This window comes from Bacillus sp. FSL H8-0534, assembly GCF_038005885.1.
GTDB classification, from domain to species: domain Bacteria; phylum Bacillota; class Bacilli; order Bacillales; family Bacillaceae_G; genus Bacillus_A; species Bacillus_A pseudomycoides.
In genome coordinates this window covers 5,053,085-5,069,300 of sequence record NZ_JBBOUC010000001.1, presented here as the reverse complement: position 1 = coordinate 5,069,300, position 16,216 = coordinate 5,053,085, and the positions used below count along the sequence as shown (strand labels likewise).

Below are 16,216 nucleotides of genomic sequence, written 5' to 3'. Positions count from 1 at the left end.
ATAGTAATTTACTAATATTTTATTCTGTCGCTTGCTCCAGTATTGTTTACATCTCATCAAATTCGTGATGTACAACTTTTTCAAATTCATTTGTTAGCAAGCTGACTATTATCATAGCTAGTAAACTTGACGAAAATCCTGGTACCATTTCATACATCATTTCTTTTAGACTTGGAATTTATACCCAAGCAATAACTGCCACAACACCAACGATCTAATGTTTCGCGCTATTTCTCTCACTTTTCACCTACTACTGGAAATAATTTCGATAACGGAATAACTCTACCTGTTTCATCTTTAAATACAATGTGATCCCTTGTTAAATGCCGTGGACTTTTCACCCCTGCCGCTGCTGATAACGCAAACAAACTATATCTCATGCTCACAATATAATTCATCACGCGCCACTTTTTTTCATTGTGGTCTAATGCCTTTTGATAATGTGGATTCGTTGTCGCAACCCCCGAAGGACATTGTCCGGAATGACACTGAAGTGCCATAATACATCCACTTGCCATCATAAATCCGCGCGCAGAATTTACTGCATCGGCACCAATTGCTAAGGCTATTGCTACTTTATCGGGTGTTACTAATTTTCCCGATGCAAAAACTTTCAACTTATCTCGAACATTAAAACGACAGGCTGTATCAACAAACGTAATGAGTGCTGGTATAAGTGGTATCCCCATACTATCTGCCATCGATTTATAAGTGGCACCAGAACCTCCTTCCGAGCCATCAATTGTAATAAAATCTGGATAAATATTTAATTCCTTCATCGTTTGTAATAACTCTTCTAGCGGTTTTTGTTGCCCGATAACTATTTTCATTCCAACTGGTTTATCACCTTTTTCTTGCAAATCATGAATAAAACGTAAGGCGTCTTTAGCATAATGTAAAAACGCAAAACGATTTGGCGAATTTATCGTTTCCCCTTCTTTTACTTTTCGAACAGCAGCTATTTTCCGATTCACTTTTTGTCCCTCTAAATGTCCACCGCGTATTTTTGCACCTTGCCCAAATTTCAGTTCGAATGCTTTAATATTCGGCTCTTTAGCTTTAACTACGAACTCATCCATTGAAAAATTCCCCTCTTCATCACGGTATCCAAATAAACCTGGACCGATTTGAGCAATAATATTTGCACCTGTTTGTATATGCTCTGGAATTACACCACCCTCACCTGTATTAATCCATGACCCCCCTGCCATTTTTGATCCATATCCTGTAGATAAAATATAATTTTCACCAATTGCACCATAAGAAGTAGCAGATGCCCCAAACATTCCATATATTTTCCATGGAAACTTACGATTCTCTCCAACTACAATTGCATCATCTTCTTCATATAGCCAAAGATTTGTTTCATCTGCAGTTAATTTTTCTTTTCTAGAAAACACACCTTCTTTATGAATTACATATTTTTTTGCAGCACGCTCTTCAGAAAGGTCCACATTGAGTTCTTCTGTAAGAACTGGAAATAGAGTGTTTGCAATATAATATCCAGATGCATCAAAATCCCGTTTCGAGCCAAAACCTAGAACTTCAGATCGATATTTTGCTAAAAACATTACACTTTGAAAATCATAACGTGAAAAAGGTTTTCCATCTGTATCATTATCAAACCAATATTGCCGAAATTCAGGCCCTATCTTCTCCAGTAAAAAACGCATCCTTCCTAGATACGGATGGAGTTTCAATATAGAATGATGTGTTCGTTTCTTAATAAAAAATGTAGCCATAAAAAAGATAATGAACAGCAAGATTAACAATAATAATATACTAATAATAACGAGTAGCGTTTCATTCATTTTCGCTTCCCCCCTATCATGCCATTCTCTTATATTTTTTGCTTACATAATAAAAGAAGAACACCTTATGTGCTCTTCTTTTATTATTATTCATATCAATGTAGCAAGATGCTGTTTTGCATCGTATTCCTCTAAACTTTCCCCGCGTTTAACACGATGAACAAAATCCGGATTAGAAATCAATGGTCTACCAAATGCTGCTACATCAATTGTTCCTTCTTGTAGTGCTTCTTCTGCCTCTTTTGGATTTAAATTCCCCACTCCTACAATTATACCATTCCAATATTTACGAACTAATTGATGTAAGTTTTTTCCGTCAGCTATAACTTGCATATAATTCATTGTGGAAGGGTGGATCATCGTTAGTCCTACTTCATGGAACATCTCTACGAAAGTTTGAATTGCCTCTTCAGGATCTTCCCACATATAGCTTGGATTATCACCTTTAAATGCAGAAAAACGAATAAGTGTTTTATCTGCACCAACTGCGCTTATAACAGCTTGTAATACTTCTTTCATAAACGTTAACCTTTGTTCTAAGTCTCCGCCATATTGATCCTTTCGATGATTCGCAATTTCATAAGCGAATTGATCAATTAAATACCCATGTGCCCCATGAATTTCTACCCCATCGAAGCCTGCTTCTATCGCATTCCTAGCAGCTTGCGCATACTGTTCGATAGTCTCTTGAATTTCTTCTATCGTCATCGCTTCTGGCTTATCAAAAGGCTTCCGAAAACGTGGGACATTTCCTTGAGCAGCAATCGCAGAAGGTGCTTGTGGTAAGAATCCACCTGTTAGTTCATGATGGCTCATACGTCCTACATGCCATATTTGCGCAATAATTGTTCCACCTTCTTTATGTACTGCATCTGTTACTAACTTCCAAGAATCAATTTGCTCCCCGGTATAAATACCTGGGACACCTGGATTCCCCTTCGCTCTTGGGCTAATTATAATTCCTTCCGTAATAATTAGACCAACACCATCTGCCGCACGTTTACGGTAATACTGGACTACGTCAGCTCCAACTACTCCTGTTTCATCATTAGCAAAACAACGCGTCATCGGTGCCATTGCCACGCGATTCCGAAGAGACCAAGCACCCATTTGAATTGGATCAAACAGCTTTGTCTCTTCAATATTTTGAAAAGATCCCCAATTGTTTATATTCGTGCCTTCATATATACTTGCTGCTTTACTATTTGAACTTGCCATCCTGTTTCCCCCTTAATTCAATATTATTTCAATAAATCATTAAAAAACTAACTATACACGCATCATAATTCCTCCTATATAACAACGTCAATTTACACGCCCTTATTGTAGAATATCCGTATATTAAACATCGATAATACCCATTTCTCCATAGCTGTACTCCTTTTTTACTTCTCAATTGATTATTGTTATGTAGATAAAATTAAAAATGGTTTCCTAATTAGGAAACCATTTTTATAGTTGACCATATGACGCTAGCAATTTATTTATCTTTTTTACGCAAAGAAGATAAATAATTACTATCTCCTCAGATGTGAAAAATTCTTAACGATAGAAGTGAGATTGATTAATTATTCTTCTAGAAATAATAACTTATATATACCTAAAACAATGAAAGCCCTACCTCTCTTTCATCCTTACGGCTCCTTGTCCGTGCCAGTGTGAATCAGGATTACAAAAATCAAGTAACTATTTTATCGAGTCATTTAATAAAATTTCGAACATTCGTAAAAGAAATTAAAAAATAAAAATGGATTAGATTGTAGAAATAACAAAAGAGGTTAATGCTCTAAAAGTGGTTTGAAAGAGTTGAATGTCTTTGAAATGATTGATTCTTTATAATTATATTCCCAAAAAATTCAAAATCTTTTTTTGGGATGTAATACATTATCTATAATGAACCTTAACAAAAGCTTTTCATTTGATTTTCTGTGATACCTTTAATCAATCCCAGTTCACTAATCAAAAATTCATGTGCGTTATCTAACATTTTCTTTTCGCTTGCATTAAGTGCTTTTTCTTTCTGCATACGCATTAAATCACGTACAACTTCAGCACCTTCTTGTATTTTACCCGTTTTTATTTTATCTGTGTTCACTTTATACCTTTGTTTCCACGTAAGTAATCTATCTGATTCTCCATGCTGAAAAATATCTATGATGCGTGTTAATGCCGTTATATCCGTAACTGGTCGTATATTTGAACTCAATATTTTTCCCGTAGGAATCATTACTTCCATATTACTGGCCGACATTTTTATGACATAATACTGTTGTTTTTCTCCTGAGATTTCCTTTTCTTCTATGGCTTTAATTATACCTGCTCCTTGCATTGGATAAACAATGTTATCGCCAATTTGAAACAAATAATCCACCTCCATATATGGTAACCTTCTCAAGCTTAACATACATTTATTTTTTTAGCAAAATTTTTATAATATCACAAAATTATTTTTCGCGTCAACTTATTTCCTCTTGAAAAATAAGATTGAGAAATAATAATAATAATTCAATAAAAACAACTTCCCATTACTAGCAAAACAAAGTTCAATTTGCGAAAAACACTATCCTTTTTATTCTACAATTCCTTTATCAGAAACCTCTATGCATTTCGGGTTCAAAACTCTAATTCACCACCTAAATAATGCATTATATTAATCAGGGGATGTATATGGTGATCATTGTTCTTTGTCTACTTGCATTCTGAAATCTCGGTTAAAACGTAGATTCGTTTTTCCTTATACAAAACCAGTTTACTCTTGTATCTTTTCTTGTGTGGTACTTCTATTTTTTGACATACTTTTATTCCCATCCTTGCAAGAGTTCTTATAAATACTTAACTAGTTTGTGTTACTATTATAGGAAATGAGGTCATTTAGAAATCTTATAAAACAAAAAGTACACCACTACATATAAGAGTGATGTACCATTTTCAATATAATGTGCAACAGGATAGACAAGATATTAGCTTTAAAAACCTTCATATGCTATCACTTATCTTTACTATTACAGATTAGGAAAGACTTTTTTTCCTATATACTAACCTGCTTACTAACCGCTTCCCTTGCTAATAGGAAACTCATAATAACTTGTGCAGCTACACGACTCGTCATATCCCTAAAATCAAGTGTTGGGTCAATTTCTACAATGTCCATACCCTGAACAAGTGGTTCTTGACCAAGTGTCGTAATCGCATCGAGTAAAGTCGTACTATCCATACCACCTGGGCCAATTGCTGGACAACCTGGGGCAAATGCTTGATCTAATACGTCCATATCGACAGAAACATAAATAGCTGTAACTCCTTGTCTACGTAAACTCTCAATGCTTTCTGTAATGATATCTTTAATCGCTACCTCGCGAACATGTTTCATTGTATATACTGTGACACCATGTTCTTTTGCATACTCATGATACGTACGAGCATTGGAAAAATTACGAATACCAATTTGAACAAGCTGTTTTCCTATAATCACATCATTCTCTAGTAAGCTACGAAATGGTGTTCCATTAGACGGTCCTCCGTCTTCTAAATTACGCAAATCATGATGTGCATCGAATTGAATAATGCCAACTTTCCCTTTACTACTTGCAAAACCACTTATACTAGGAAAACTAATGGAATGATCTCCTCCAAGAATAATTGGTACCATTTGTGGATTCAATTTCGTCAAACTGCCGAGCGTTTTAGCAATACGAGCATGACTTTCTTTTATGTCTGTAACATGCATGGTAATATCACCACAATCATACAAGACACTTTCTTTCATATCATGCTCTTCTGTAATCGCATATGTGCTATATGCATCTAGCATTGCGCGAATGGTTTTCGGCGCAAAACATGCACCAGAATGACTAATAGACGGCTTAGAAAGCGGTGCGCCAATTAATGCTGCACCAAAGATTTCTTCTCCCTCTTCCCAGCCTTTAATCATATCACTCCATTTCGTTACTTCACGATCAATAAACTTTGCATTTTTCTTTAAATAGTGGCCTTGCTCCACGTTTTGTCACCTCTTGTATATGCAAGATTACCATTCTTCCATACTGTATTTACATGACTCACACCATAATGATATGGTACATACGCATAATTATATGCATCCCATAAAACTAGGTCAGCCTTACGTCCAACACGAATTTTCCCAGCAACATCGCCGCGATTGATCGCATACGCTGAGTTAACTGTTACAGCATTCCAGACTTCTTCTGGTGTCATTTTCAATTTCAACATCGCAATGCTCATAATAAGTTGAATATTTTCAGTTGGGCAACTACCTGGATTAAAATCTGTCGCTAACGCAACCGCTACACCTTCATCAATCATTTTACGCCCACGTGCAAAGCTTTCTTTATTTAAGTAGAAAGTCGTTCCTGGGAGTAACGTTGCAACTGTATTGGAATTCGCTAGCATTTCAATCCCTTTATCTGATGCTCCAACTAAATGGTCCGCTGATGCCGCACCAATTTCTGCGGCAGCTTCTGCACCGCCAAGTGGATCAATTTCATCTGCATGAATCTTCACATCAAATCCAAGTTCTTTTGCTTTTAATAAAAAGTCTTTCGATTCTTCTACAGAGAATACCCCTGTTTCACAGAAAATATCAACAAACTCAGCTAATTGTTTTTCTTTCATCTCTGGTAATAACTCTAACATCCATTGTAAAAACTCTTTTGATTTTCCTTTATACTCTTTTGGAACTGCATGTGCTCCTAAGAATGTTGAAACTAAATCAATTGGATGCTCTTTTTGCAATTGTGCCGTCGCTTCTAATTGTTTCCACTCTGTTTCATCGTCCAATCCATAGCCACTCTTTGCTTCCACTGTCGTAACACCAAATGACAACATGCGATCTAAATGAAACTTCGCCTTTTGTACGAGCTCTTCTTTCGACGCTTGTTTTGTTGCATTCACAGTTGACAGAATACCGCCGCCTTGCTCTAAAATTTCTAAATACGGCACTCCCTGTAATTTAAGAGCAATTTCATTTTCACGAGATCCACCAAATACAAGGTGCGTATGCGGATCAACAAGCCCTGGAGAAACCATTTTCCCTTCGCAATCGATGGTTTCTTTTGCTTGCAACCCTTTTGCTTCTTCCGCTGTGCCAATGAAAGTAACAATACCATTTTCAATACCCACTGCACCATTTTCGATAACAGGAAGCGTGTTCATCGCTTCCTGTCTTAACAAGCCATCTTCTTGATCCATTGTTAGCAATTGACCGATATTCGTTAGTAAAATGTCCAGCATGTTTCTTCCTCCTTATTTCATCATTGGAATGTTAACGTCTTTTTCTTTTGCTGTTTCAACAGCTAAGTCATACCCTGCGTCAACGTGGCGAACAACTCCCATTCCAGGATCAGAAGTTAATACGCGTTCAATGCGTTTTCCCGCTGCTTCTGTTCCGTCTGCAACAATAACCATTCCAGCGTGAAGTGAATACCCCATACCAACGCCACCACCGTGGTGAACAGATACCCAGCTTGCACCATTAACACTATTGATTAATGCATTTAAAATTGGCCAATCCGCTACTGCATCACTGCCATCTTTCATTGCTTCTGTTTCACGGTTCGGTGAAGCTACAGATCCACAATCTAAATGATCACGACCGATAACGATTGGTGCTGATAATTCACCGTTTGCAACCATTTCATTGATAATACGCCCGAATTTTGCACGCTCTCCGTAACCAAGCCAACAAATACGTGATGGAAGACCTTGGAACTCAACTTGCTGACGTGCCATACGAATCCAGTTACATAAATGCTCATTATCAGCAAATTCACGTAAAATTACTTCATCTGTTTTATAAATATCTTCTGGATCACCAGAAAGTGCTACCCAGCGGAATGGTCCTTTTCCTTCACAGAATAATGGACGAATAAATGCTGGAACGAATCCTGGGAAATCAAATGCATTTTTTAACCCTTCATCAAAAGCAACTTGGCGAATGTTATTACCATAATCAAATGTAATTGCACCTTTTTGTTGCATTGCAAGCATTGCTTCTACATGTTTTTTCATGCTTTCTTTTGATAATTGTACGTAGCGTTCTGGATCTTCTTCACGAAGTTTTGCCGCTTCATCTAATGAATAGCTTACTGGAACATAACCATTTAATGGATCATGTGCAGACGTTTGATCTGTCACTAAGTCTGGTGTAATATCACGTTTCACAAGCTCTGGTAAAATTTCTGCGGCATTTCCTAATAGTCCAATTGAAATTGGTTCTTTCTTCTCTTTATATTCTTTCGCAACAGCTAGTGCCTCTTCTAAAGATTCTGTGTACATATCACAATACCTTTTTTCAATACGGCGATCGATGCTGCGCTTATCTACATCAATAGCAATGACTACCCCACCGTTCATCGTAACAGCAAGAGGTTGTGCACCACCCATACCACCTAAACCAGCTGTAAGTGTTAATGTACCTTTTAATGAGCCACCAAAATGTTGGCGTGCTGCCTCTCCAAACGTTTCATATGTTCCTTGTAAAATTCCTTGTGTGCCAATATAAATCCAGCTACCAGCTGTCATTTGTCCATACATCATAAGACCCTTTTTCTCAAGTTCACGGAAGTGATCCCAATTTGCCCACTTTGGTACTAAGTTTGAATTTGCTAGAAGAACGCGTGGTGCATCTTCATGTGATTTAAAAATTGCAACTGGTTTACCAGATTGAACAAGTAATGTTTCATCACTCTCTAATGTTTTTAACGAATCAACAATTGCATGATAGCTATCCCAGTTACGAGCTGCACGACCAATGCCGCCATATACAACTAATTCTTCTGGCTTTTCAGCTACTTCAGGATCTAAATTATTCATTAACATACGGAGGGCTGCTTCTTGAATCCAGCCCTTAGTTTGTAATTCTGTTCCTCTTGGCGCGCGAATTGTTTGTTTTACGTTTTCCATTTTAATCTCTCCCTTTTCCCTTTTTATAGTGTTGCATTTGCATCCAATCGTTCTAATGTAAAGCGACTTGTTTTTAACCAATGTGCAATATTTTCAATATCTGTTGAGAAAATACGGTCATTTGTAATTGACGGTACTTGCTGACGTCCTTGGTGATAAAACGCTTTCGTTACTGTACTCATCTCTTCAATACCACGATATTCCGCCGCTTGCATTGCACAAATCATTTCAATTGCAAGAACGCGTCTTACATTTTGAATGATTTGATGTGCATGACGTGAAGCAATTGTTCCCATACTCACATGATCTTCTTGGTTAGCTGATGATGGAATCGAATCAACACTTGCTGGATGAGCTAGCGTTTTATTTTCTGAAACAAGTGAAGCTGCCGCATATTGCATAATCATTGCACCAGACTGGAGTCCTGGCTCCGGGCTTAAAAATGGTGGTAAATCATTTAACTGCGGGTTCACAAGACGTTCAATACGGCGTTCAGAAATATTCGCAAGTTCTGCCATCCCGACCTTCAAAAAGTCCATTGCAAACGCAATTGGTTGTCCGTGGAAGTTCCCACCAGAAATTACTTTTTCTCCTCCATCAAAAATAAGTGGATTATCTGTTGCTGCGTTCATTTCAATTTCTAATTTTTCTTTAACATAATTTAAAACTTGCCAAGAAGCACCATGTACCTGCGGGATACAGCGAAGTGAGTATGCATCTTGTACACGAAGCTCCCCTTGCTTTGTTACAAGTTTACTATCTTGAAGTACATCGCGAATACGCTTTGCAACTTCCACTTGTTCTTTATAGCCACGTGCTTTATGCACATTTTCATCAAATGCATCGATAATGCCGCGCAATCCTTCAATTGTCATTGAAGCAATTAATTCTGATTGATAAGCAATCGCTTCAGCTTCGATATAAGAAAGGATTCCTTGCGCTGTCATCGCTTGCGTACCATTGATTAACGCAAGCCCTTCTTTCGCTTCTAATTCGATTGGCTCTAGTCCTTCTTCTGTCAGAGCTACCATCGCATGAACGCGTTTCCCCTTATAGAACACTTCACCTTCTCCCAATAGAACAAGAGCAAGATGGGATAATGGAGCTAAATCACCGCTCGCGCCTAATGAACCTTGCTGCGGGACAACTGGATGAATTTTACGATTTACAAACTCTAACAGCCTATTTACAACAAGTGGACGAACACCAGATACACCTTTTAACATCGTATTAGCGCGTAAAATCAACATTCCTCGCGATACTTCTTCAGGGAATGGATCGCCAATTCCGCATGCATGTGATTGAATTAAGTTATGTTGAAGTGCCTTTACATCATCTTTCTGAATGAGTACATCACTAAACTTTCCAAACCCAGTTGTAATACCGTAAACAACTTTTCCATCCTCTACGATTTTTTCTACAACTTCACGGCACTCAGCCACTTTTTTCATGCTGTTTGAGCAAGCTGTTACCCCTTCCCCTTCAAACAACAAACGTTTCATTTCTTCTACTGTCAATGAATGTCCTGTTAACGTAATCATCCTTTTTCCTCCTTAAAAGAGCAAAAGGGGACCTTACCTTTTTAAGACAGACTTCTGTCCCAAAAAGCAAGGCCCCCTTCTAACTAATAGACTATGGGCAAATCATATGTGATTAATTCCTAAACCAATCGCCTCATGCTCAGATCCTTTTACAGGCGCACCTATCGTTCCATAAAGTGCAACAGCAAGCCATTCGCCTTCTTTTTTCCCGTCGTATGGTGTACCGCGCACAATTGCAAACCGAAGACCTACCGTACGAAGAACGTCTGCTAACTGAATTTGACCTCTCGTCACTCCGTACAAAGCTTCCATGATTGCATGATAAAGTGCATGCGTTTCTCTGTAAACGTCTGTTTCAATAACTTGGTTGCTTTTAGCCGCTGTTTCCATTGCTGCGACAACCTTTTGCGAATTCATAGAACCAACTTTCCCAGTACAATATTTCCAACCTTTTGGAATGGATAATACAGGGCTTTCATTCTCGTCCGCAAGCGCCAACAACATGGCCATACGACCAATTCGATGTGTTCCTTGAAGAAGCATGTGACTCTCTCATTTCTTGTGAATTGTTTGAATATTACTTAATTTAAGAATATATGAAAACGGTTTAATCGTCAATAGTTTAAACGATTATTTGAATGATTTTTTTCAATACTCTGTTACCATTGTGTACACACTTTATTTACAGAAAATTCTAAAGCGTGCTATAGTCTCACTAACAGCTGTAAGGGGGACCAAAAATTGGTTAAGAGAAAAGATATTCACTTTCGAATTGACGAAAGATTACTAGAAAGATTTGAAGCAACACTTCATTATGAAGGCCTAAATAAAACAGATGTTTTAACACATGCTATTCAGCAATTTTGCATAAAGGTGGAATCAGAAAAAATGAATGACGTAAAAAGACAATACGCTGTAAGTAATCATCTTCAAACACGGATTGATACCCATAAAAAATATGAAGAAAAACGAGTAGACTTAGATGCAGTTGTAATTGAGCATTTACAATTACAAGGAACAGAAAAGATATTAGAGGTTGGATGCGCTAACGGGAAATTCCTTGCACTGCTACAAAAAAACGGTCATATGGGACATCTCACTGGTCTGGATCAATCTACAGCTATGCTGCGAGAAGCTGCTATGAATGCAGCACAGCAACATGTAAATATTGAATGGAAACTTGGAGACGCTACCAAACTTCCTTTCCCAGCTGATTCTTATGATTGGATCATCGCAAGACATATGCTGTATCACATGACGGATGTTGAAAAAACAATTCAAAGATTCCATAAAGTAATTTTTCCTGAAGGCAGGTTCCTAGCCACGACAAATTCCAAAATCTCATTACCCCGTATGGATGAGATTTGTAACAAAATGTTAGTCGCATTCGATTTACCCGAAAATTCACCATCAGCTTCTCCATTTTGTTTAGAAAACGGAAAACAATTATTACAATCTGTTTTTCAAACTGTGGAGGAAACAGTTATTCATAATGCACTTCTATTTCATCACGCTACACCTATCGTTAACTATATCTCTAGTATGTTTCCATCTTTAAACATACCTGATGACATTCATCTTCATTCAGAAATGAAAGAATGGCTGACCATTGAAATAGAAAATGAATTATCTCTTCATGGTGGAGTATGGCGTGATCCAAAAACACTTGCTATTTATCGGTGTACAAAATAAGTTTGAATCTACTTTATAACAAATTCTTCAAATTTATCTTAGGTTGATGTTGATATGGCGATACCCTAAGAAGAAAATTACATATTATAAATATAACAATAGACAAAAATACAAGAGGTGAAACTGTTGGCTATAAAACAAAAGAAAATTAAGCTGGTAATTGGTGCAGGGGAATATAATAATAATCCTGGCTGGTTACATACGAATGAGGAAGAATTGAATTTATTAAAAAGGGAAGATTGGATAAAAAGGTTTGATCCTAATTCTTTAGCGGTAATTTTAGCGGAGCATGTATGGGAACATTTATCATATGAAGAAGGCATAGAAGCGGCGAAAGTATGTTATGAATTTTTAAAGCATGGTGGTTATATTCGATGCGCCGTTCCTGATGCATTTTTCCCAGATGAAGAATACCAAGAGGGTGTACAAGTTGGGGGACCTGGACCTAAAGACCATCCCGCAGCTAGTCATAAAATAGTTCATAATTATGAAACTTTAAGGAAAATGTTTGAAACTGTTGGATTCGAAGTGAAATTACTTGAATATTGTGATGAAGAGGGGAATTTTCATTACAATGAGTGGGATGGAGCCGATGGGGTTATTTTTCGTTCAAAAAAATATGATCCACGAAATCAAGGGGATAAACTTGTTTTTCCATCGTTAATTATAGATGCAATAAAGTCTTAGTTATTAAGCTAAACAGGTGCTTTTCTTGAAGAAAAGCTTTAAAGTCAATCTCCAATAGGAGATTGACTTTTTTAGTATCATAATGGCCTCCATCTCCTCACATGAATTTACTAGAATACCATTAGAAGCGTTGAATTAATATGACCTTTCACTCTATATTAAAGCCCTTGTTTAAGAGCAATTTCTTCATATGCTTTTCTCCTTCACCCATTTCATGAAATATACCTCTGTTGCCTCTACTGTCACTTCATCAGTATTCACATATGTAACCGGAAATTGTTTATACCATTGTTTTTCTATTTCTACTAATTCTAGCTGTTTTTCAAACGTACTGCGTCTTCTCGTATTATCATTCTTCTTTCTCTCTTGCAATATCTTTTTAGAAACATCCAAATAAAAAATCGCATCTGAACGGCATCTTCTTAATTTATACAATTCATCTTTTAGTTCGTTTTCGATATCCCAATCCATCCCTATCAATTTCGGAAAATATATTGTATAAAATTCAATATCTTCTGAACCACGATCAAATATCACAATACGCCCTCGCGCATTCTGAATTTCTTTTATTTTTGCTTCAATAAACATCCTTTGATTTGTAATAAATCCCTCTTTTGTGTAAATATCCAAATTTAAATTTTTTCTTTTTTCTACAATTCCATAAGGGTTTTCATACAATATTGGGAATCCATGCTTTTTTAATCTTCTTGCTAACGTTGTTTTTCCGCTTGCCATTGGTCCTTGAAGTGAAATTATATACGTCATTTCTTTTACCCTTTCCCACTAAAATAAACCTCTTTTTTACAATAAACGGAATTTTATAAACTATCAACAAAATACTCCCTACCTTGTTTCCTATTTCTATCTAGCTTATAATAAAAAACAGAGATGATTATGGACGCCTTTTATGTAAGCTTGGAAATCCAAGCTTACATTATTTTTTGCTTTCCCTTTTATTAGAAACAGGGTATACTAGATTGGAACATACGTTCTGAATAATTACATATAGTAAGGAGATAGAACAAATGGTATACGATACAAAAGTAATTTCTTGGAACGAATCTTTAAAACAACTACAACGTCGCTATACAAATCAAGCAGTAGATCGAAAACAATTTGAAGATGTTGAACTCATGGAGTTTTTCCGCGATAACGACTACATTTCTCTTCCTACACATATTAGCGGCCTATCAACAAAACGTTTTACTTCTTACTCTATTTTCACAACTGAAGATAAAGATCGTAAAGTCGGCACACTTATTATTGAATATTTAGAAGATGATAATGGCCTATTACGTGTTGAACAACTATACTTCGTTTAATTCAGAACGCTTGGTCAAAATGGCCAAGCGTTCTTGCTTTCTATCAATTTCACCGATTATAATACTAGTAAAGGAAAACTGCTATCGCAAAGGGGGGATACACTTGCTCGAAGGATGGTTTAGTTGGTTTATTGTTACTTGGACTGTTATTTTACTAGGCCTTATGTCTATTGGTGGATATTTCATGTTCCGAAAATTCTTAAAACGCCTACCGAAAGAAGACGGCATGTCTATTTTAGATTGGGAACAACACTATATCGATCACACACGGCATTTATGGGATGATGAGCAAAAACAATTATTAGAAGAACTTGTAAGTCCGGTCCCTGAACTTTTCCGCGATGTCGCAAGATCTAAAATTGCTGGTAAAATCGGAGAGCTAGCGTTAAAAGAAAAAGCCACAAAAATAACTGAAGATTTAATTATTAAAGGATATATTGTAGCAACTCCAAAACGAGATCATAAGTTTTTAATTAAAAAATTACAAGAAAAGCAAATTGACTATTCCCGTTATCAATCACTGCTGGCTAATTGACCTCCCCCTACCTTCACTTCGCTTAGAGGAGGGGAACTTCTCGGTTAACATAATAAAAAACCTCAAGGAATCTTGAGGTTTTTTACGTTAATTTCATATCTTTCTCATTATAAAATCCATCTTCTTTTTCCATTTCCTTTTGCAATTTCGTGAATGAGCGATACATTGCGATTCTCCAAGATACAATCATTGCAAAAGCAAGTAAGAAGAACATACCACTTAGTTGCCCTAAATCAAGCGATTGACTTAAATATGTTTTAAAGACAATACGTACCACGAGCAAACCAATTAAAATAAATACGAAAGCTTTGGAGCGTTTTAAATAAATTTCTTGTCCACGCACTTCAAATTTAGATGTTTTAATAAGAAAAATTGAGAAAAACAAACCTACACCGATTGCTTCTAACATTTCTGCTGGCGTTAGGCGAAATTCCGGAAAAATGTACATCAATGCTCCCGTACTCATAAAAAATGGTGGGAGAATGATTTTTTTCAATGTTGCAGGTTTCTTCGCTGCTTTTAAACGAATGAACATCGCACCAACAGCCATACAAACGGCAACAATACTCGACAAAAGAACTATGTTCATACTTTCTCATCCTTTTTTGTGGCAATATGAAAATCTAGTTTCATTATATGCTTTTCTGTTAGTATTTCCAACATTTTCACAGGATAATACTAAAAACCGGTGAAACCACCAAATAAACTTGAGAAATACGCTATAATTTTTGTCATCCAATTAAAGTATAAGAATATACCCATAACAATCATGATATATCCGCCTACTTTCACAAACGTTCCACTATGTCGTTTAATCCAAGACATTTTCGTAATAAAAAATGAAAGTATAAAAAATGGTATTGCAAACCCAAGTATGTAAGCAATCATATATAGCATTGCTGATTCTGGATTCGTAGTAGCCAGTCCAATTACAGCTACTAAAATGGGTCCTGTACAAGGTGTCCAGCCAGCAGCAAATGCCAAGCCAATTAAAATAGATCCAATATAACCACTAGGACGACTTTTAAATGTAAATTTTCGATCTTGCATTAAAAACTTCGGTTTAAATACCCCCACAATTACAAGTCCAAATACAATGATGAATAGTGCCCCTAACTGTCTGATTAAATCTTTATAATCTTGGAAAAATGATCCGATAAAACTCGTACCAAAACCAATTGCGATAAAGACAATTGAAAATCCAAGTAAGAAAAACGCCGTATGTATCATACTTCTTTTACGAAGCATCGCATTTTCTTCTTTTAATTCAGAAACTGACATTCCCGTTATGTAAGATAAAAATGCTGGATAAAGCGGTAAGCAACAAGGGGAAATAAATGATAAGAATCCCGCACCAAACGCTAAAAAAATATTAATATCTTGCATCGTTTCACTCCTCTCTTCTACAATATTGTAGCAAAAATGAAAGAAAATACTATGTACAATTCATGAATTCACTATTTACAACATTTTAATAAGAAAAAATAGCTGCACACTGCTATATAAATACAAATTAAAAAACCGAAATAAAATCCTTCTTTTTAGGTGGGAGAGAGCATCCCGCCATGCATAGAAGCGGTCAGATCCTTTTCCTGCCCCATGCCAAGTGAAAACAAAAAGAGAAAACAAGTAGCAGTCACCTTTTGTTATCCATAACCATGGCTTATATGTCGAAAAATCAAAATAGATTTATATATTCTTTCTGAA

The 16,216-nt window shown here is 36.4% G+C and carries 15 protein-coding genes and 1 pseudogene; 4 read left to right on the top strand and 12 right to left on the bottom strand.

What is annotated here, in order from left to right:
* Positions 1 to 46: 46 nt before the first annotated feature.
* The 9 genes and pseudogenes from MHH71_RS26000 to hutP all read right to left on the bottom strand — a co-directional run.
* Positions 47 to 214: pseudogene (locus MHH71_RS26000) on the bottom strand (sodium:proline symporter); the annotation flags it as partial.
* A gap of 22 nt (positions 215 to 236) precedes the next feature.
* Positions 237 to 1,811 carry an FMN-binding glutamate synthase family protein gene (locus tag MHH71_RS25995; protein ID WP_006095628.1) on the bottom strand — a complete coding sequence of 525 codons (1,575 nt, stop codon included), beginning with the start codon at positions 1,809 to 1,811 and terminating at the stop codon, positions 237 to 239.
* Between the two features lie 90 nt (positions 1,812 to 1,901).
* Positions 1,902 to 3,029: an alkene reductase gene (locus tag MHH71_RS25990; RefSeq protein WP_006095627.1), complete on the bottom strand. Its 1,128-nt coding sequence runs from the start codon at positions 3,027 to 3,029 to the stop codon at positions 1,902 to 1,904.
* Positions 3,030 to 3,711: 682 nt separating this feature from the next.
* On the bottom strand, positions 3,712 to 4,173 hold the full coding sequence (locus MHH71_RS25985) for a CarD family transcriptional regulator (protein WP_170959242.1): 462 nt from the start codon (positions 4,171 to 4,173) through the stop codon (positions 3,712 to 3,714).
* Between the two features lie 666 nt (positions 4,174 to 4,839).
* Entirely contained in the window at positions 4,840 to 5,811 is a 972-nt protein-coding gene (gene hutG / locus MHH71_RS25980; protein ID WP_033799042.1) for a formimidoylglutamase, read from the bottom strand.
* On the bottom strand, positions 5,790 to 7,061 hold the full coding sequence (hutI, locus tag MHH71_RS25975; protein WP_006095624.1) for an imidazolonepropionase: 1,272 nt from the start codon (positions 7,059 to 7,061) through the stop codon (positions 5,790 to 5,792). Before hutI ends, hutG begins: the two co-directional genes overlap by 22 nt.
* Positions 7,062 to 7,073: 12 nt before the next feature.
* Positions 7,074 to 8,732, bottom strand: coding sequence for a urocanate hydratase (gene hutU / locus MHH71_RS25970; protein ID WP_006095623.1), 1,659 nt, complete (start codon positions 8,730 to 8,732; stop codon positions 7,074 to 7,076).
* Positions 8,733 to 8,755: 23 nt separating this feature from the next.
* Complete coding sequence (hutH, locus tag MHH71_RS25965) at positions 8,756 to 10,273, bottom strand: histidine ammonia-lyase (protein WP_006095622.1); 1,518 nt, start codon at positions 10,271 to 10,273, stop codon at positions 8,756 to 8,758.
* 102 nt (positions 10,274 to 10,375) lie between these two features.
* On the bottom strand, positions 10,376 to 10,816 hold the full coding sequence (gene hutP / locus MHH71_RS25960; protein ID WP_003199156.1) for a hut operon transcriptional regulator HutP: 441 nt from the start codon (positions 10,814 to 10,816) through the stop codon (positions 10,376 to 10,378).
* Positions 10,817 to 11,014: 198 nt separating this feature from the next.
* On the opposite strand from hutP, the gene MHH71_RS25955 reads away from it, so the two are divergent.
* On the top strand, positions 11,015 to 11,965 hold the full coding sequence (locus MHH71_RS25955; RefSeq protein WP_006095621.1) for a class I SAM-dependent methyltransferase: 951 nt from the start codon (positions 11,015 to 11,017) through the stop codon (positions 11,963 to 11,965).
* Between the two features lie 126 nt (positions 11,966 to 12,091).
* Positions 12,092 to 12,652, top strand: coding sequence for a class I SAM-dependent methyltransferase (locus MHH71_RS25950; RefSeq protein ID WP_003207975.1), 561 nt, complete (start codon positions 12,092 to 12,094; stop codon positions 12,650 to 12,652).
* A gap of 186 nt (positions 12,653 to 12,838) precedes the next feature.
* Here the strand turns inward: MHH71_RS25950 and MHH71_RS25945 are convergent, their stop codons facing one another.
* Positions 12,839 to 13,417 (bottom strand): AAA family ATPase, encoded by a 579-nt coding sequence (locus tag MHH71_RS25945; RefSeq protein WP_033799041.1) that lies wholly within the window; start codon positions 13,415 to 13,417, stop codon positions 12,839 to 12,841.
* 260 nt (positions 13,418 to 13,677) lie between these two features.
* On the opposite strand from MHH71_RS25945, the gene MHH71_RS25940 reads away from it, so the two are divergent.
* Together MHH71_RS25940 and MHH71_RS25935 are read left to right on the top strand one after the other, a co-directional pair.
* On the top strand, positions 13,678 to 13,974 hold the full coding sequence (locus MHH71_RS25940) for a hypothetical protein (protein WP_006095619.1): 297 nt from the start codon (positions 13,678 to 13,680) through the stop codon (positions 13,972 to 13,974).
* 103 nt (positions 13,975 to 14,077) lie between these two features.
* The gene (locus MHH71_RS25935; RefSeq protein ID WP_006095618.1) at positions 14,078 to 14,509 is read left to right on the top strand and encodes a DUF2621 domain-containing protein; all 432 of its coding nucleotides are present in this window, start codon (positions 14,078 to 14,080) and stop codon (positions 14,507 to 14,509) included.
* Positions 14,510 to 14,591: 82 nt separating this feature from the next.
* Here MHH71_RS25935 and MHH71_RS25930 read toward each other — a convergent pair whose 3' ends face one another.
* On the bottom strand, positions 14,592 to 15,098 hold the full coding sequence (locus MHH71_RS25930) for a CcdC family protein (protein WP_018765308.1): 507 nt from the start codon (positions 15,096 to 15,098) through the stop codon (positions 14,592 to 14,594).
* 89 nt (positions 15,099 to 15,187) lie between these two features.
* The gene (locus tag MHH71_RS25925) at positions 15,188 to 15,895 is read right to left on the bottom strand and encodes a cytochrome c biogenesis CcdA family protein (protein ID WP_003199170.1); all 708 of its coding nucleotides are present in this window, start codon (positions 15,893 to 15,895) and stop codon (positions 15,188 to 15,190) included.
* Positions 15,896 to 16,216 lie beyond the last annotated feature (321 nt).

Bases quoted from the DNA above. Each gene is read 5' to 3' on its own strand.
- MHH71_RS25995 (WP_006095628.1), bottom strand. From the start codon at position 1,811: ATGAATGAAACGCTACTCGTTATTATTAGTATATTATTATTGTTAATC.
- MHH71_RS25990 (WP_006095627.1), bottom strand. From the start codon at position 3,029: ATGGCAAGTTCAAATAGTAAAGCAGCAAGTATATATGAAGGCACGAAT.
- hutI (WP_006095624.1), bottom strand. From the start codon at position 7,061: ATGCTGGACATTTTACTAACGAATATCGGTCAATTGCTAACAATGGAT.
- hutU (WP_006095623.1), bottom strand. From the start codon at position 8,732: ATGGAAAACGTAAAACAAACAATTCGCGCGCCAAGAGGAACAGAATTA.
- hutH (WP_006095622.1), bottom strand. From the start codon at position 10,273: ATGATTACGTTAACAGGACATTCATTGACAGTAGAAGAAATGAAACGT.
- hutP (WP_003199156.1), bottom strand. From the start codon at position 10,816: ATGCTTCTTCAAGGAACACATCGAATTGGTCGTATGGCCATGTTGTTG.
- MHH71_RS25945 (WP_033799041.1), bottom strand. From the start codon at position 13,417: ATGACGTATATAATTTCACTTCAAGGACCAATGGCAAGCGGAAAAACA.
- MHH71_RS25940 (WP_006095619.1), top strand. From the start codon at position 13,678: ATGGTATACGATACAAAAGTAATTTCTTGGAACGAATCTTTAAAACAA.
- MHH71_RS25930 (WP_018765308.1), bottom strand. From the start codon at position 15,098: ATGAACATAGTTCTTTTGTCGAGTATTGTTGCCGTTTGTATGGCTGTT.
- MHH71_RS25925 (WP_003199170.1), bottom strand. From the start codon at position 15,895: ATGCAAGATATTAATATTTTTTTAGCGTTTGGTGCGGGATTCTTATCA.